The following is a 16,567-nucleotide window of genomic DNA, read 5'->3' on the forward strand; positions in this document are numbered from 1 at the left end:
TATGTATAAGCGGCGCGCGCCCCGCGCGCCGGGGCACGACTTATTGCACCACCGCTTCGAGATTCGGCCGCGGGATCTTCGGTCCCTGGCCCTTCCGGAAGATCATCATCGTTCGGTGGAAGCTGATGACGACCGTGCCATGCTGGTTGAAGCCTATCGTCGACACCTTCAGGATGCCGATGTTCGGACGCGACTTCGAATCGCGCAGGTCCAGCACTTCCGAGCGCGAGTAGATCGTGTCGCCCTCGAAGACGGGCTTCGGCAGACGCACCTGGTCCCAGCCCAGGTTCGCAAAGACGTTCTGCGACAGATCCGTCACGCTCTGTCCCGTCACCAGCGCGAGGATGAACGTCGAGTTGACGACGGGCTTCTCCCACTGCGTCTGACCCGCGTAGCAGTGGTCGAAGTGAATCGGCGCAGGTGCCTGCGTCAGCAACGTGAACCACGTGTTGTCCGCCGGCAGGACCGTGCGGCCCAATGGGTGCTCGTACACATCGCCTACCGTGAAATCCTCGAAAAACCGGCCTGACCATCCTTCCTTCTTCATGTCCAGATCTCCCATCCATTCGTTTGTGAAGGCACTGCTAAGAACAGGCACCGACCCCGCCCGCGTGATCGTCGGAGGTGATCGCCGCGCCGCGTTGCGCAGACTCGTCGATGGCCCGGCCCGGGTGCGCCGGCTTCGCGGCACGAAGCGAAACGTCCTCCGTGCATTGCATCGCCGAACCGTTTGCGTAGAACTCGTTGATCTGCTGCTCGCTGAAATCCAGCTCGGACAGCACGCGGTGCGTGTCTTCTCCGAGCGCGGGGACACGTCCCATGACCGCTTCGAAGCCGTCGAACGTCGCGGGCGGCAGCAACGCATGAATCTTTCCGCCGCCGGGAATGGCGACCTCGCGCCATCTGTCGCGCGCGATCAGTTGCGGGTGCTCCCACAGGTCCTTCGGCGCGTTCAGCCTGCCGTTCGCAATGCCCGCCTTGTCCAGCAGATCGACCACTTCGAGCGACGACAGGTCCGCGAATTTCGCTTCGATCAGCTGCGTCAATGCCTTCACGTTCGCGACTCGCGCGGTGTTCGAGCCGTATTCGCCGGAATGCGTCAGCTCGGGCATCGCCAGAACGAGTTCGCAAAAGGCCCGCCACTCGCGCTCGTTCTGCACGCTGAACACCACTGCGCCGTCGCGTGTAGCATGAGCGCCGTATGGCGCGATCCACGGATTGTTCATCGCCTGGCGCGGTATCACGCTGTTGTTGTACGCGTGCCGGTACATCGGGTAATGCATCCATTCGGCCAGCGCGTCGAGCATCGCGACCTGCACGTGGCTGCCGCGCCCCGTCTTGCCGCGCCGGATCAGCGCCGTGAGGATCGCATTCTGCGTGTAGAGACCTGTCGCGAGATCGGCAACCGAGATGCCGACGCGCGCAGGCGTATCCGCAGCCCCGTTGATGCTGATGAGCCCTGACTCCGCCTGGATCAGCATGTCGTAGGCTTTCTTTTCAGCGAACGGACCGCTATCGCCGTAGCCGGAAATGTCGGCGACGATCAGCCGCTCGTTGATCGCGCTGAGCCGCTCGTAGCTGAGCCCGGCGCGTGCCGCCGCGCCGGGCGCGAGGTTTTGCACGAGCACGTCGGCCGATGCCGCGAGCCGGTCCAGCACCATCCTGCCGCCTTGCGTCTTCACGTTGAGCGCGAGGCTGCGCTTGCCCCGGTTCAGCCACACGAAGTAAGTGGACTGCCCGTGAACATACGTGTCGTAGCTGCGCGAGAAGTCGCCGCCATCGATTCGTTCCACCTTGATGACCTCGGCGCCGAGGTCCGCCAGATGACGCGAGCAAAGCGGAGCCGCCAGCGCATGCTCGAGAGAGATGACGCGGATGCCTTCTAGCGGCCTGTCCCCGGCCGCTGATGGTGTGCTTTCGGACATAGGATTCGTAGGCTGTCGAGAGAGTCGGTTCGATGGCAGGACACGACCGTTCATCGAAGCGGTGTGTGTCCACGATCAGCGTTTGGCACTCGCTTGCGCTCAATAGGGGGCGTAGGTATGCACGAGGTCGAGCGCTGTCGCGTAGTCGCCGAACGGCTTCAGGTCGATCGTGTCTTCGAGCGGCGCGCGCGCATCCACGAGGCCGATGAAGTCGATGCCCGCTCCCGTGTCGTGGGCGAACACGCGAACCTGGATCGTCTGCGGCCGCCGCTCGAAATTCGCGCGCATGCCCGCGACGATGGTTTCCTGCGCGTGCCCATCGAGTCCGCTGAAGCGCAGCATCAGCACGCGCGCCGCGCGCGGCGTCAACGCGTTGCCCGGATAGACCTGCGCGCCCGCCAGACGGTTGACTCGCGCGCGGCTCGTGACGCGCTTCGTCCACGGACTCGATCTGTCGAAGGACACGGCGAGATACGCATCGCTTTCGAGCACTGCGGGACTCTCCATGTCGTAGACGGCGAGATAGCCGGGGCACCCGGAAATGCACACATAGCGACGCGCCGCCTCGAAGCCGGGAACGGACATCCGCTCCGGCAGATGCTCGGTGTCGTACCACGCGTTGAACTCTTCTTCGAGGTGAGGCGCCGGATGCGCGAGGACGATGAGAAAACCCTTGTTCTTCACGGTTGCAGTGCTCCAGGTAGTCTGATGCGCGCGGCTTCGCTCAGAAACGCGAGGACTTGCGTGGCGAATTCGATCGGCATCTGATAGGGAACGAAATGAGCTGCGTCTTCGAACAGCGCGTAGCGCGCGCGAGCGATGCGGTTGTGGACCTGCCGCGCGTCGTCCGGCGGAAACAGTACGTCATGTCCGCCCGCGACGATGAGCGCCGGACAACGGATCGCGGCAAGTTCCGCCTCGACGTTCGCATCGACGACGCCGAGCACCGACGTTGCATACGCGGCCGGGTCCTGGCGCGCGAAGCGGGCGGCGTAGCGGGCGCGCCGGTCGTCGTCGGGACGACCGACGAACGGCCGCTCGACGGCGCCCGGCAGGATGGCCTGCATGCCGCCGCGTTGCACCTGCTGCGCGCGTTCGGACAGGCGGCGCGCCGCTTCCTCCGACGACCTCGCGGCGGGATTGGACAGCACGAGCGCGGCCGTATGCTCGGGATACGTCGCCGCATAAGCGGCTGCGATCATCGCGCCGATCGCGCAACCGACAGGCACCACAGATGCAATCCCCAGCGACAGCCGCAGCGCTTCCAGATCGGCAACGTGCGTTGCGATCGAAGGCGGCTCGCCGGAGCGCGGCGATTCGCCCGCGCAGCGCAAGTCGCACGCGAGCGTCGAAATCCTGTCCCGCCAGATGTCCGCGCACTCGTCCCAGAACGTGTGGTCGGCGCCTAGCGGGTGAATCAGCATGAGCGTCGGGAGCGTCGCATCGCCGACATGCGATACGTGATGCAACGCCGCGACGGATCGATCTTGCGTGTTCATCGCGATGTCCTTCGCGATACCGTCGATGTGTGATCAAAAGCGCGATCGAATGCGCTTTCGAGGAACGCCGTCACGACGGCATTGAGTGCGGCGCTGTTTTCGAGCTGCATCATGTGCGGCGCGTTCGGCAGCGCGACCCATTGCGCGCCGGGAATCGCAGCGGCGAGCTGCCGTGTCGCGGCGAGCGGCGTCGCGGCATCGCATTCGCCTGCCACGACGAGAGCAGGGACCGAAACCTCACCGAGACGCGGCAGCATGTCGTGCAGCGCAATGGCGTCCCACGTGGCCGACCAGTTCGACACGCGGTCATTCAGCAGACGCTCACGCGCCGCGTCCGCGAACGGGCCGTGCCGGGCCTCGGCCGTGAACCAGCGGTCGAGCGTCGCCTCGACGACGGCACTCATGCCGCCCCGCTCGGCTAAGCGTCCCCGCTCGCGCAGAATGTCACGGACCTCGGCAGGAAACGTCGCCGCGCAGCCGCAGAGCACGAGCGCGGATACCGCTTGCGGATGCAGGCAGGCGAGAGTCTGCGCGACCATGCCGCCCAGCGACACGCCCAGCACCACGGCCGCCTCGTCGCAATGACGGGCGATCGTTGCGCGCACATCGGCGGCCCAGTCCGCGAGGCGCGAGCCTGCCGGCGCATCCGGCGACGCACCGTGCCCGCGCAGATCGACCGACACCACGCGATACGCGCGCGCCAGATGATCCGCGACGGCGTTCATCGACGCATGGTCGAGCCCCGCCGGATGCAGCAGCACGACATCGCGGCCCGCGCCCCGAACGTTGCAATGCAGTTCCATACCGTTGTCCGACATGATCAGACCGAGAAGATGTGAACGGCGCACACGCCGTGATCGAAGCCGCTGATGCCGCCACCCGTCGCATGCGTGAGTCCGACCTTCGCGTTCGCGACCTGGCGGCTGCCGCATCGGCCCTGAAGCTGGCGCACCACTTCGACGACCTGCGCGGCGCCTGTCGCGGCGACGGGATGTCCCTTCGACAGCAGTCCGCCGCTCGGATTGACGGGAATGCGCCCGCCCAGCGACGTCGCGCCGCTTTCCAGCAGTTGCGCGGCTTCGCCTCGCTCGCAGAAGCCGAACGCCTCGTAGTACATGAGCTCGGCGCTCGTGAACGCGTCATGGACTTCGGCGACGTCGATGTCTTCCGGGCCGATGCCCGCCTCTTCATACGTGTCCTTCGCGCAGCGCACCGTGATCTCCGGGCTCGTCATGTCGCGGAACCCGCCTTCGAAAATGCCCGAAGCGACGTGCGACGCCGCCACGTTCACCGGCCTGTCGCTGTACTTGCGCGCGAGATCGCTGGCGCACAGGATGACGGCCGCGGCGCCGTCGCCCGTCGGACAGCACTGGAACAGCGTGAAGGGATCGGCGATCATCCGCGAGGCCAGCACTTCGTCGACGCTCGTCTCCTTGCGCAACTGCGCATCCGGATTCAGCGCGGCATGGCGGCGCGACTTCACGACCACGCTCGCCAGCTGCTCCTTCGTGAGGCCGTAGTCGTGCATGTAGCGCCGGGCGCGCATCGCATAGAGCGCGGGCATCACGAGGCCGTTGCTGACTTCCCAGTCCTCTTTTTCGAGTGGAATCGTGCCGCCGTTGAACTTGGTGAGCTTCTCGACGCCCATCACCATGACGACGTCGTAGCGTCCGCTCGCAATCGCCGTATAGCCGAGGCTCAACGCGGACGATCCGCTGGAGCATGCGTTCTCGACGTTGATGATGGGAAGCCCCGCAATGCCCAGCCGTCCGAAGATGCGCTGGCCAGGCATCGGCCCACCGAGGCCCGTGCCGCAATAGAGCGCGTCGATGTCGCGTGCTTCGATGCCGGCGTCCCTGATCGCCTGCTTCACGGCGGGCCAGCCGAGATCGGCGAGGCTCACATCGGAATACTTGCCGAACTTGATCATTCCCGTTCCGATCACTGAGACTTTGCGCATCACGCGTTCTCCCCGGCGACAGGATTGAAAGTGAAAAGCGGCGTGCCGGCCGGCCGCTCTTCCGAAACGGGCGTGGCCGCATGCAGGCGCACGGGCATATCCACGCGCAACACCTGTGGATCGCCGCCGATATGCGAGAACACGCGCACCGTATCCGACAGATCGACATAGCCGATCACGTATGGCGTCACCCAGGGCTTCGGCGCGACATGGACGACCGACCAGCTATAGAGCGTGCCGTGCGCGGGCAGCGCGACATCGACGACGCGCTCCGATTGACATCCCGGGCAGATGCCCGTTTTCGGAAACAGCGCCTTGCCGCAATCTTCACAGTGCTGTCCGATCAGATGAACGCCCGTGCCGTCGGATCGCAGATAGTCCGCCGACAAGCCGGGATTCGCTTGTGGAACGATGGGTGTCTCGAATTCCATGTCTGATTCCTCGTTGATGTCCTGACGACGTGACGAACGCCTCGGCGTTTCGCCTGTGCTTCCGCGTGACGCGGCGCGACGACGCATAGGGCCTCGCGGCGCTACGCGATCACGCCGCGTTCCTTCAACCTGCCCACTTCATCGGCTGCATATTCGAGTTCGCGCATGATTTCATCCGTATGCTGGCCAAGCAGCGGCGGACTGCGAAACGTCCCGCACGGCGAGCGCGACAGCTTGATCGGATTGCCCAGCACGTCGATCTCGCCGCCCAGCTGATGGGTCAGCGAGCGCACCATGCCGCGATGCCGGACCTGCGGATCGATGAGCGCATCCGCGACCGTATTGACGGGCGCACACGGCACGCCTTTCGCAGTCAGGAGTTCGAGCCATTGATCGCGCGAGCGGCGCAGAAATGCCTGCGTGAGCAAGGGCTCCAGTGCGTCGCGGTGCGTGTGACGCAGTTCGTTCGTGAGAAAGCGCGCGTCGAGCAGCAGTTCCGGTTGCTCCAGCACTTCGCAGAGCCCTTGCCACATCTTTTCGGTGTTCGCGCAGATCAGCACGTCGTTGCCGTCGGCGGCCTCGAACGATGCATAGGTGGGAATGGACGCGTGGCCCCTGCCCTGACGTCCGGGCACTTCACCCGAGAACAGGTGATAGACGCCCTGATACGACAGCATCGCCACCTGCACGTCGAGCATCGAGATGTCGATGAATTGCCCCTTGCCCGACACTTCGCGCTCCGTGAGCGCTGCCAGGATGCCGATCACGGCGTGAAGCCCCGCGCAGATATCGCCGATCGGAATGCCCGCCCGCACCGCGCGCGCACCGGGCTCGCCCGTCAGGCTCATGCCGCCCGACAGGGCCTGCACGATCATGTCGTAGGCGGGCCGTTTCGCGTATGGGCCGTCTTGTCCGTAGCCGGATATCGAACAGCACACGATGCGCGGATTGATCTCCGACAGCGTCGCGAAGTCGACGCCCAGCTTCGCGGTTACGCCGGGCCGGAAGTTATCGACGACGACATCCGCGCCCGTCACGAGCCGGTGAAAAACCTCGCGCCCTTCGGGCTGCGCGAGATCGAGCACCATGCCCCGCTTCGAACGGTTGGCGCTCAGGAAGTAAAGGCTCTCGCCCTTGTGAAAGTGCGGAGGCAACGCGCGCGTGGAGTCTCCGTTCCTGGGCTCGATCTTGATGATGTCCGCACCCAGATCGGCGAGTTGCTGTGTACAGAATGGCCCGGCAAGGAACATCGACAAATCGAGGATGCGCACGCCTCTCAGCGGAGGCTTCGACTCATCGTTGCGCCGGCTGTCGCGGTTTTCGAAAGATAGGGTCATCGCTTCTCTTCTGGTCAGCCTCGACCGGGCACGCCTGTGCTCGAGTCCGGGATAAGGGTTTGGCCAAGTGTCGACACATTTAACGTGACTGCACGGCAATACTACCCCTCTTGCGCGCCTTGTCAATCTTTCTGTCGACACTTTAGAGAATTTTTCGTTGAAGCCCGAAAACACACCATGCGTGCCGGAATAGCGGATCGACGAGACGAATCGGCGCGCGCGCCCGTAGAAATGCGCTACGGGCGATGCCGCCGATATGCTGGGCGCCAGAAAAGACGAGGAAAAGCTGTTACGTGGCCAATCGTCCGGCGCTCAAAGTGGATACACTTTTGTCCCGATTCGGGCGCTAGATGCCCTTGAACTGCGGCCTTCGCTTCTCGTTGAACGCAAGCACGCCTTCGAGCCGGTCTTGCGTGGGAATAGTCCGGTAATACGATTCGAGTTCGAAGCGATACCCGCTCGACAGGTCCGACTGCGTCGCCATGTTCAACGACTTCCTGGCCTGCCGCACGGCGATGGGCGCGTTGTTCGCGATCCGCTGCGCCGTCTCCAGCGTCTGCGCGAAAAGATCGTCCGGCGCGCACACCTTGTTGACGACGCCCCATTCGAGCGCTTCCTGCGCCGTGAACGGCAGGCCAGTCAGCGCGATTTCCTTCGCTCGCCGGATGCCGCATGCGCGCGGCAGATTTTGCGTGCCACCCGCGCCCGGGATGATGCCGAGCGTCACTTCGGTAAGAGCGAAGCGCGCCGTTTCGCTTGCGTACGCGAAATCCACGGCGACAGCCAGTTCGCAGCCGCCGCCGAACGCCGCGCCGTTCACGGCCGCAATGACGGGAATCGGGCACTCCTGCAAGTGGCGCATCATCTGCTCGGTCAGCGCGTGCTGACGACGCCACGCTTCCTCGGTCATGCCCTTGCGCTCTTTCAGGTCGCCGCCCGCGCAAAAGATCCGCTCTCCCGCGCCCGTCAGCACGATGCAGCGCACGTCCGACGGATCGACGTAGAGCGACGCGAACAGATCCACGACTTCCGTCAGCATCTGCGTGTTGAGCGCGTTGCCCGCGTCGGGCCGGTTCAGGACGATCGTCAGCACATGTCCGTCCTGCTTCTGGAGCAAGGTTTCGTAATGTTTCATCGGTCTCCTCCGACTCAAAGTGTGTACACTTTAGGTCATTAAACCATGAATCGCTGACTTATCCTCGGAGATTTTCGTTGTTTTGTATGCAGTTCGTGCGCCTGTACACACTTCGCAGTGATGCCCGGCAATGAGAGGCGTGCAAGAAAACGGTGCCGGGCGATTACCGGATGGAGCGCGGCCTACTTGTCGAGGCTATGCTCCAGCGCCTTCAGCGCGGACTGGATGTTGCTGCGAATGATCGCCGACGCGAGCGTCGGGTTGCGTTCCTCGAAGGCGCGCATGAGCAGGCAATGGTCTTCGAGCGAACGCTTGATGCGGCCTGTCTGCGAAAGCGATTGATAGCGCAGGTTGAACGTCGTGAGGCCGAGCAGGTCGAGCGAGCGTTGCAGCATCGGGTTGCGGCAGATGTCCGTCGCGGTATCGTGAAACGCCATGTTCGCGACGAAATACTGGTGCACGTCGCCCGATTCCGCAGCTTCGCGCATCGCTTCGAAGGCGCGCCGAAGCAGCGCGATATCGTCGTCGCTCGCGCGCTCGGCGACGAGTTCGCACACGAGCGCATGCATTGCGGCGCGGATTTCGTAGATGTTGCGCAGTTCCTCGATACTGACGCCGCGCACGCGGGGCCGGCGACGCGGCAGCACCTCGACGAGACCTTGCTTCTCGAGAAGCGCCAACGCTTCGCGCACAGGTGTGCGGCTAATGGAGAAGCGCTCGGCGAGATCGACCGAGTTGAGATCGTCGCCAGGCTTGAGCCGGCCTTCGATGATGTCGAGCCCCAGTTCGTAGGCGATCGACACGACGAGCGAATCAGAAGGGTTCTCTCCCGTCAGCAGCCTGCGGAGCGTCGCGGCGACTCCGGACACGGTCTGAGCCGCATTGCCTTCGGCGCGTTGCAGGGCCGACATGCGTTTTGCCTTCACGCCCGCGAGTTCCTCGTCATGCGACTTCGTTTTCTTCGACATTGTTGCTCCGCGATATTGGCCTGATCCCAGGAGCGCCGATTTTACCTTTATGGATCGCAGCCACGGGAGCGGCTTGTCGTTGAAGAGCATTCGATGGCCGCGCGCGGAGCGGGCCGCTTCGTCGATTAACTTGCGCAATTCGCCCGGCACGATGCGAGCCGTCGCGATGTTGCGCGAACATCGTGACGAATGCAAAGGCGACACGCGATGCAACATCGTGTGAGCAACGTTCATGGCAATTCCTCGAGTGGCGCGCGCCCGCATGACGCGAGCTGCACACTTAGACAGATCGCGATTTAGATTGCAATCCTCATCGATAAAGAAGTTCGCCTGATCGGCCGATGCCAAATCCTAATTGCGGATGTTCTGGATGAACCACTCGCGCGGCAACCTCATGCCGACGCCCTGCCTGACTGCCTCGCGGTACACATGTCCGCCGACGGCCGCGAACTGCACGCCCCAGTTGCCGACCGTGTAGTAGAACGTGATCTGCTCCGCGCTCGTGCGGCCTGGCGTGCGGCCCGTTATCACGTCGGTATAGATGGGCCAGCCGCTCGTATCCACGCGCTCGCCGCGAGAAACGGGCAGCCGTCGCCGTTCGTCAGTGCTGCCGCCGACGAACGCATTCGGGCTTCCCGAGATACGCTGGCTGAACCGCTCGCTCTCGTCCAACGGCAAGCGCTCGCGGCCCTGCGCAATCGCGACGTCGAAGCGCTGCGCGACGCTCGCGTCGAACTCGCGCGGCGTCAACGCGACAACGTGCATGCCCGGTTCGAGCCACGCGGCGTCGAGTACGGGCGACATGCTGTCCGTACAGGTCGCGACGATATCCGCGCCACGCACCGCATCGCGAGCGCTGTCCACGGCTTCGATGTCGATCTGCAACCTGTCCGCCATCGCGCGAGCGAAACGCCGGCGGTTCTCTTCGCGCCGGCTGTACACGCGCACGCGGCGAATTTCACGCACGCAGCACAGCGCATCGAGAAACGTTTCGGCCATGCCGCCCGAGCCGATCATGCCGATGGTGTGCGCATCTTCGCGCGCGAGCAGACGCGTGCCGAGCCCCGCCGCGCCGCCGACGCGCATATGCTGCAGATGACCATCGTTGATGATCGCGAGCGGCGCGCCGTTCTCGGTGCTGAAGAGCATCACGAGCCCGCAATACGTGCCCGGCTCGATGCAGTACTTCTGCTCGCTGCCCGCGCGATGCGATCCCCGCTGACCGGCGCCGCCATCCTGATCCCGAGGCCACACCATCACGTCCGACTTGAGCCGCACGGCGAGAATGCCGTCCGTCGCGCCGTCGACGGAACCGAAACGATAGTAGCCGTCGTCGCGCGCGGTCGGCACATAAGTGTCGAAGCGCGGGCGGCCGATCGACGCGCCAGCGGGCAGCCCCGCAAACGCGCGCGCCTGCGCGTCGATACAGTCGCGCATCGTCAGCAGACGCGCGACGCAATCGTTGTCCAGCAGCAGCATTGGAAAGCGCCCTCCGCTATGCAGCGATCAGCGAGCGACGAGGCGCGCCGCGCCTTCGCCCGCGAGCCTGCCGAACACGACGCCCGCGACCAGTCCCGTGCCGCTGCCGTAGTTGTGATAGTAAAGACCGCCGACGATTTCGCCCGCCGCGTAAAGCCCCGGAATCGGCGCACCCGACACGTCGAGCACTTCCGCATCCGTCGATACCCGCAGCCCGCCGAACGTGAAGGTCACGCCCGCCGTCACGCCATATGCTTCGTAAGGCGGCGTATCGAGCCGGTTCGCCCAGTTGGTCTTGTCGATCGCGAGCCCGCGCGTGCGCAAGCCGTCGTGCACGTTCGGATTGAACGACACGTCGGGACGCTCGGCGGCGTTGTACGCGCGCACCGTGCGCAGAAAACCTTCGGGGTCGACACCCGTCAGCTTCTGCGCGAGTTCTTCGAGCGTATTCGCCGTTTCCTTCGTGATGCGCGCAATGCGGTATTCGTCGCGCAACAGCTTCACCACTTTCTGATCGAAGATCTGCCATGCGAACAGGCCCGGCTGGCGAAGCACTTCGTGGCCGTACTTCGCGTACGTGAAGCTGTGAAAGTCGAGCCCTTCGTCGAGGAAGCGCTCGCCCTTTGCGTTCACCAGAATCCCGAACGGATAGTTGTGCTTCTGGAAGCGATCGCCGATCGTCAGGTCGCCATACTCGGGCGCATTCATGTCCCACTGCACGGCGTGCGCGCCGGACCAGTGACCCGTCACGGCCGCGCCGACCTCCATCGCCATCCGATGACCCCAGCCCGTGTTGTAGCGCGTGCCGCGCACTTTCGCGAGATCCCAGTTCGGACCGAGATAGCGGGCGCGCATCTCCGGGTTCGATTCGAAGCCGCCGCACGCGAGCACGACAGCCTTCGCGCGAATTTCGACGGGACGTCCGCGATGCAACGCACGCACGCCTTCGATGCGACCGTCGCCATACAGCAGCCCCGTCGCCTGCGTCTGATAGACGACGCCGACTTCCGCGCGCTTGAGCGCGTCGTGCAGCGTTTCGACGAGATGCGTGCCGCCGCCGAGGATATGGCACGCAAGGCCGCCCCAGAAACGAAACTTGCCTTCGACGCGAAACGCCTGGCGTCCGAGCGCCGGCTGAAAGCGCACGCCGTGCCGCTTGAGCCACAGCGCGGCTTCATAGCTGTTGCCGATCAGCACTTCCGTCAGGTCAGGGTCGGCGCGATATTCGGTCAGGCGGCCCACGTCATCGAAATACTGCTCGCGCGTATAGGTGCCGAAATCGATGTTCGGCAGATCGAGTTCGGCAATGTCGGGCGCGAGCTTCAGCAAGTCGTCGACCGACTCGTAGACGAAACGGAACGCGCCGCCCGTGAATGCCGAGTTGCCGCCACGCGCATTTTCGGGCGCGCTTTCGAGCATCGCGACGCGGCGCGCGCCGCCTTCGCGCGCGGCCAGTGCCGCATTCGCGGCGGCATTGCCGGCGCCGATCACGAGTACGTCGATATCGTTGAGTTCGTCGAGAGTCATCAGTCAAGTCTCCAGTGCGTAGTCAGCGGCGTGGATAGTCGGCAAGCGGCTGCAGCGACGCATCGCCCGTTGCGTTCGGATCGACGGCGGGGCTCAGCGTTTCGAGGCTGCGGCCCGTCGTGCGCGGACCGAACACCAATGTGATCAGCGCGGTGAGCGCCCACGCGCCTGCGATGTACATGAACACCGTCACATAGCCGTAGCTGGTGTAGATCGCCGCGATCACGAAGGCGTTCGCCACGTTGGCAACGCGGCCCGCGCCATACGTCAGGCCCGTCGCGCTGTTGCGCACGCCCGTCGGAAACTGCTCGGGCGTGTACGAGTACAGGAGCGTCGCGAAGGTCTGCGTCAACATGCCGACCGCGAAACCGAACGTGACGATCAGAACCGGCTGGAAGCTCAGCCCGTACAGCAAGCCAAAGCACGCGATCAAAAACGCGACGAGCGCGATCAGATGCTTGCGCTCGAAACGATCCGCGAACGCGACTGCAATCAACGCACCCAGCGGCGCGCCGACGTTGATCAGCGTGAAGTACGTGAGACTGCGCGCGACCGTGATGCCGTGATGCACGAGCAGCGTCGGCACCCACGCTTCGAAACCGTAGAAGCCGATCGTCTGCAGCAGCCAGATCGCGCACAGCGTGAGCGTGCGGCGGCGGTAGAGGCTGTTGAACATCGCGGTCCACGGCTCGCGCGCTTCGGGCGCACGCGCGACGACGGCAGGCGATGAGAGCGCATGCCCTTCGGCCGTCACGCGCGCTTCCATTGCGGCGATTGCTGCTTCGGCGTCGTCGAAGCGGCCGACGCGAGCGCTCCAGCGCGGCGATTCGGGCAAGCGCCGCACGATCAGCGGAAACACGATGCCGAGCGCGCCCCATACGAACACCCAGCGCCAGCCGTCCGGACCGAACGGCACGACGAGCCGCGCGACGAGATTCGTCAACGGAATCGCGCAAAGGTTGATCACCATCGCCCACGATTGCCACGTGCCGCGCGACCTCGCCGGAAACAACTCGGCGATGTACGTCATCACCGTCACCATGCCCGCGGAAATGCCGAAGCCCGTCACCACGCGCGCCGCGAACAGCCAGGGAACGCCCGGCACGAGCGCGGTCGCGAGCGAGCCGAGCGACGAAATCAGCACGAACACCGTCAGCGAGCGCCGGCGTCCCATGCGGTCAGACAGCATCCCACCCAACGTCGCGCCGAAGAACATGCCGATAAAGCTCGCGGACGTGATCAGCGCGATTTCGTTGATCGCGATATGCCAATGCCGGATCAGCGCGGGCGCAGCGGAAGCAAACGTGTTGATGTCGCAGCTGTCGAAAAACAGCGGGATCGCAAACAGCAGCATCCATTCGCGATGCATCCGCGAGTTCGGCAAACGGTCGACGCGCGCGGCGACGAGTGAATCGTTCATGCCTGTCTCCTTCGAATCCGCGCGTTCGTGGCCGCGCGATTTGCTATCGGGTCTGCGGGACGGTGCGTTGCTCATCCGCTGGCGTGCTTCAACCGGGCTTCAAATCGGGCTTTAAATCAGGCTTCAAGCCGGCCTCCATCTGCGCAGTGAAACCGGCGATATCTTCGAGTCGCTCGACCTGCCACAGCGCAGCGAGCGCACGCGCGCTCGCATCTGTCGTCAGCGCGTGCGAAGCGCAATCCAGAAACTTCGTCTCGATACGCGCGTCCGGCAGCGGATTCGCCGACGTGCGCCCCGCCGCGCGCGCGACGCGCTTCGACACACGGCGTCCATCGCGCAACTCGACGACCACTTCCGCGCCGAAATGATCGGGCTGCTGGTCCGCGAGCGGATCGGGCTCGGCCGTCACTTTCTTCATCACGGCCTGGATCGATGCGTTCGCATACGCATCGCCTTCGAAATCGGACAGCACGACGCGGCCTTGCGCGAGCGCTCTGGCAACGCAGTACTGCACGCTGAACTTCGCGTCGAGCGCGCTCTTCGGCTGCGGACGGTTCGTATGCTGCAAGCGGCGCGGATGCGTGCGCGAGATCACGCGCTCGACTTTCTCCGGCGTCAAGCCGTGCTCGGCGACGAGCATCAGCATCGCGTCGATGGCAGGATGCGTGCTGCCGCAGCACGGGTATTGCTTGATCGCGATGCCCGGCTCGACGATATCGAGCGGATCGGCCCACGCGCGCATCGCCGCTTCGGCATCGTAGTTGCCCGCGCCGTTGTAGACATTGAAGAAGCCCTGGCGATGCTCGAACGCCTCGTCGCCGGCCGTGAAGCCTTCGCGCGCGAGCTGCGCTGCAACGAGTCCGTTGCGCGACGCGTGACCGACATGCAGCGGCTTCGTCATCGTGCCGAAGTTCGCCTTCACGCCCGACGCGAACGACGCAGCGATCGACAGCGCCGTCGCCGTTTGCGACGCGTCGAGCCGCATCAGACGCGACGTGGCCGCGCAGGCGCCGAATACGCCGAGCGTCGCGGTCGGATGCCAGCCCTTGTCGTAGTGATGGAAGTTCACCGCGTGCGCGAGACGCGCTTGCGTTTCGAAGCCGGCGACATACGCGCTCACGAACTCACGGCCGCTTGCATGAACGTGTTCAGCCAGCGCAAAGAGCGCCGGCAGAATGGGCGCCGACGGATGGCCGCCGAGCGTGTTGCTGCAATCGTCGAAGTCGAGCGCATGCGCGGCCGTGCCGTTGACGAACGCCGCATCGGATGGCTTCATGCGCTCGCGTCGTCCGAACACCAGCGCATCACCCGCAGACGGCGACGCGACCGCATGCGCGAAACGCGTGCAGGGCTCGCTCGCGCCCGCAAGCGTCACGCCGACGGTATCGACGATGGCGATGCGCGCCCAGCGCAGCGCCTCGGGCGGCAGGTCTTCGAAACGGAATGCGGCGATCCTCTCGCCGAGCCATCGGGCGATCGTCATGCGTGTGCTCCTTGCAGCCGTGACGCTGCGGCGTCGAGCCAGTGAAGGTCCGCTTCCTCTTCAATGCGGTCGAGGCGGTCGAACAGCGGCGCGGCCGCACTGTCGAGCGTGCGCGTCATCCGCATGAATTTCGCGCGCAACTGCTCGCGCGAAAGCGGCGAACTCGGGCAGCCCGGAAAATCCGCGTGCGCTTCTTCGTAGCACGTGCCGTTGTCGAGCGTGATGCGCGTCGTCGTCGACAGCCCTTGCGCATCGGTTGCGACGACGCTCACGCGCTGCGCGAGTTCGCCGACGGCGGGATCGTCGAGTAGCCGCTTGCCGAACGTCGCGGGGTCGTCGGCGTCGTGCAGCAGCGCTCCGGCGACGCAGTACGGCACGCTGTACTGCGCGAGCGTCGAATCGGCCGGCGACTTGATGTCGTGATTCGCGGCGAGCCGCGCCGCGCCTTCGACGTGAATCGACGCGATGCGACGGACGTCGATATCGTGCGCGGCACGCAGACGCTGCGCCGAGTACACGGGCGTGTGCGCGACGATATGGCACGCGTAGCGCTTCAGGCAGAGCGTCTGCGTTTCGTAGCGCGTGCCGAGACCATCCGTCAGCAGCGCTACGTCGGAGCGCTCGCAATACGCGTGCAGAAAACCGTAGCGCCCTTCGAGTACGCTCGACGGGCCGTCGAAACCGGCACGCGCCAGTTGCACGGCGACGATGCCCGCCTGCGCCGCGCGCCCCAGATGCACGCGCTTGACGAGGCCGCCGTCGCCTGCCTTCGCGAATTCGAGCAGTCCACCGCCGAGCGAGCCCGCGATGCCGAGCGCGCGCCGCAGCACATCGCTGTCGACGCCCATCAGCTTGCCGGCGACGATCGCCGCGCCGAACGGGCCTGTCAGGCCCGGCGCGTGGAATCCGCGCGCTTCCGCTGAATGCTTCGTCGCCGCGCCGATCCGGAACAGCACTTCGATGCCCGCCACGAGCGCGCTCAGCACGTCGCGCCCCGATGCGCCCGATATCTGCGCGACGGCCAGCGCGGGCGGCACGAGCACTGCGCCAGGATGAACACCCACGCCGGGCTGCCGCAGACTGTCGAGCTCGGCGGCATGCACGAGCACGCCGCCCGCGAAGGCCGCCGCTTCGGCGCCATAGCGCGCATCGGCGATGCCGGGGACGGCGCACGGTCCAGGCGCCGCATCCGCGAGATAGCGGCGCACCGCTTCGCCCGCGGCCACTTCATGACCATAGACGGCCGCGCCGATCGCATCGATCAGGCAATCCTTCGCGAGCCGCACGACATCGGCGGGCAGTGCCTCGTATCGCAGGCCATGAGCGTAGTCCGCGAGCGCGTGAGCAGCCGTCGCCGTCGGATCGTGCATCGTGTCGTCTCTTTGCGTGACTGGCATGGCCCG

The 16,567-nt window shown here is 65.1% G+C and carries 15 protein-coding genes; all 15 read right to left on the reverse strand.

Features of this window, described 5'->3' with window-relative positions:
- Positions 1-40: 40 nt before the first annotated feature.
- Positions 41-547 carry a MaoC family dehydratase gene (locus VSR68_RS05605; RefSeq protein ID WP_342938836.1) on the reverse strand — a complete coding sequence of 169 codons (507 nt, stop codon included), beginning with the start codon at positions 545-547 and terminating at the stop codon, positions 41-43.
- Positions 548-584: 37 nt separating this feature from the next.
- Positions 585-1,925: a CaiB/BaiF CoA-transferase family protein gene (locus VSR68_RS05610; RefSeq protein ID WP_342938837.1), complete on the reverse strand. Its 1,341-nt coding sequence runs from the start codon at positions 1,923-1,925 to the stop codon at positions 585-587.
- Positions 1,926-2,024: 99 nt separating this feature from the next.
- On the reverse strand, positions 2,025-2,609 hold the full coding sequence (locus VSR68_RS05615) for a hypothetical protein (protein ID WP_342938838.1): 585 nt from the start codon (positions 2,607-2,609) through the stop codon (positions 2,025-2,027).
- On the reverse strand, positions 2,606-3,424 hold the full coding sequence (locus tag VSR68_RS05620; protein WP_342938839.1) for an alpha/beta hydrolase: 819 nt from the start codon (positions 3,422-3,424) through the stop codon (positions 2,606-2,608). The genes VSR68_RS05615 and VSR68_RS05620 overlap by 4 nt, the downstream gene beginning before the upstream one ends.
- Positions 3,421-4,227: an alpha/beta hydrolase gene (locus VSR68_RS05625; protein ID WP_342938840.1), complete on the reverse strand. Its 807-nt coding sequence runs from the start codon at positions 4,225-4,227 to the stop codon at positions 3,421-3,423. The genes VSR68_RS05620 and VSR68_RS05625 overlap by 4 nt, the downstream gene beginning before the upstream one ends.
- Positions 4,228-4,244: 17 nt before the next feature.
- Positions 4,245-5,384 carry a thiolase family protein gene (locus tag VSR68_RS05630; protein WP_342938841.1) on the reverse strand — a complete coding sequence of 380 codons (1,140 nt, stop codon included), beginning with the start codon at positions 5,382-5,384 and terminating at the stop codon, positions 4,245-4,247.
- Complete coding sequence (locus VSR68_RS05635) at positions 5,384-5,815, reverse strand: Zn-ribbon domain-containing OB-fold protein (protein WP_342938842.1); 432 nt, start codon at positions 5,813-5,815, stop codon at positions 5,384-5,386. Before VSR68_RS05635 ends, VSR68_RS05630 begins: the two co-directional genes overlap by 1 nt.
- A gap of 101 nt (positions 5,816-5,916) precedes the next feature.
- The gene (locus VSR68_RS05640; RefSeq protein WP_342938843.1) at positions 5,917-7,152 is read right to left on the reverse strand and encodes a CaiB/BaiF CoA-transferase family protein; all 1,236 of its coding nucleotides are present in this window, start codon (positions 7,150-7,152) and stop codon (positions 5,917-5,919) included.
- Between the two features lie 346 nt (positions 7,153-7,498).
- Entirely contained in the window at positions 7,499-8,287 is a 789-nt protein-coding gene (locus VSR68_RS05645) for an enoyl-CoA hydratase-related protein (protein WP_342938844.1), read from the reverse strand.
- Positions 8,288-8,469: 182 nt separating this feature from the next.
- The gene (locus VSR68_RS05650) at positions 8,470-9,255 is read right to left on the reverse strand and encodes a GntR family transcriptional regulator (protein WP_342938845.1); all 786 of its coding nucleotides are present in this window, start codon (positions 9,253-9,255) and stop codon (positions 8,470-8,472) included.
- Positions 9,256-9,606: 351 nt separating this feature from the next.
- Positions 9,607-10,734, reverse strand: a complete 1,128-nt coding sequence (locus tag VSR68_RS05655; protein ID WP_342938846.1) for an ornithine cyclodeaminase family protein — start codon at positions 10,732-10,734, stop codon at positions 9,607-9,609.
- 27 nt (positions 10,735-10,761) lie between these two features.
- On the reverse strand, positions 10,762-12,261 hold the full coding sequence (gene tcuA / locus VSR68_RS05660; RefSeq protein WP_342938847.1) for an FAD-dependent tricarballylate dehydrogenase TcuA: 1,500 nt from the start codon (positions 12,259-12,261) through the stop codon (positions 10,762-10,764).
- A 22-nt stretch (positions 12,262-12,283) separates the two neighbouring features.
- Positions 12,284-13,681 carry an MFS transporter gene (locus tag VSR68_RS05665; protein ID WP_342938848.1) on the reverse strand — a complete coding sequence of 466 codons (1,398 nt, stop codon included), beginning with the start codon at positions 13,679-13,681 and terminating at the stop codon, positions 12,284-12,286.
- A gap of 88 nt (positions 13,682-13,769) precedes the next feature.
- On the reverse strand, positions 13,770-15,164 hold the full coding sequence (locus VSR68_RS05670) for an MmgE/PrpD family protein (protein WP_342938849.1): 1,395 nt from the start codon (positions 15,162-15,164) through the stop codon (positions 13,770-13,772).
- Positions 15,161-16,561, reverse strand: coding sequence for an MmgE/PrpD family protein (locus tag VSR68_RS05675; protein WP_342938850.1), 1,401 nt, complete (start codon positions 16,559-16,561; stop codon positions 15,161-15,163). The genes VSR68_RS05670 and VSR68_RS05675 overlap by 4 nt, the downstream gene beginning before the upstream one ends.
- Between the last annotated feature and the right edge of the window lie 6 nt (positions 16,562-16,567).

It is taken from the genome of Paraburkholderia phymatum, from assembly GCF_038900715.1.
In the GTDB taxonomy this organism is placed as follows: domain Bacteria; phylum Pseudomonadota; class Gammaproteobacteria; order Burkholderiales; family Burkholderiaceae; genus Paraburkholderia; species Paraburkholderia phymatum_A.

Excerpts from the sequence above, each read along its gene's own strand:
- VSR68_RS05605 (WP_342938836.1), bottom strand. The coding sequence starts at position 547 with ATGAAGAAGGAAGGATGGTCAGGCCGGTTTTTCGAGGATTTCACGGTA.
- VSR68_RS05610 (WP_342938837.1), bottom strand. The coding sequence starts at position 1,925 with ATGTCCGAAAGCACACCATCAGCGGCCGGGGACAGGCCGCTAGAAGGC.
- VSR68_RS05620 (WP_342938839.1), bottom strand. The coding sequence starts at position 3,424 with ATGAACACGCAAGATCGATCCGTCGCGGCGTTGCATCACGTATCGCAT.
- VSR68_RS05625 (WP_342938840.1), bottom strand. The coding sequence starts at position 4,227 with ATGGAACTGCATTGCAACGTTCGGGGCGCGGGCCGCGATGTCGTGCTG.
- VSR68_RS05630 (WP_342938841.1), bottom strand. The coding sequence starts at position 5,384 with ATGCGCAAAGTCTCAGTGATCGGAACGGGAATGATCAAGTTCGGCAAG.
- VSR68_RS05635 (WP_342938842.1), bottom strand. The coding sequence starts at position 5,815 with ATGGAATTCGAGACACCCATCGTTCCACAAGCGAATCCCGGCTTGTCG.
- VSR68_RS05640 (WP_342938843.1), bottom strand. The coding sequence starts at position 7,152 with ATGACCCTATCTTTCGAAAACCGCGACAGCCGGCGCAACGATGAGTCG.
- VSR68_RS05645 (WP_342938844.1), bottom strand. The coding sequence starts at position 8,287 with ATGAAACATTACGAAACCTTGCTCCAGAAGCAGGACGGACATGTGCTG.
- VSR68_RS05650 (WP_342938845.1), bottom strand. The coding sequence starts at position 9,255 with ATGTCGAAGAAAACGAAGTCGCATGACGAGGAACTCGCGGGCGTGAAG.
- VSR68_RS05655 (WP_342938846.1), bottom strand. The coding sequence starts at position 10,734 with ATGCTGCTGCTGGACAACGATTGCGTCGCGCGTCTGCTGACGATGCGC.
- tcuA (WP_342938847.1), bottom strand. The coding sequence starts at position 12,261 with ATGACTCTCGACGAACTCAACGATATCGACGTACTCGTGATCGGCGCC.
- VSR68_RS05665 (WP_342938848.1), bottom strand. The coding sequence starts at position 13,681 with ATGAACGATTCACTCGTCGCCGCGCGCGTCGACCGTTTGCCGAACTCG.
- VSR68_RS05670 (WP_342938849.1), bottom strand. The coding sequence starts at position 15,164 with ATGACGATCGCCCGATGGCTCGGCGAGAGGATCGCCGCATTCCGTTTC.
- VSR68_RS05675 (WP_342938850.1), bottom strand. The coding sequence starts at position 16,561 with ATGCCAGTCACGCAAAGAGACGACACGATGCACGATCCGACGGCGACG.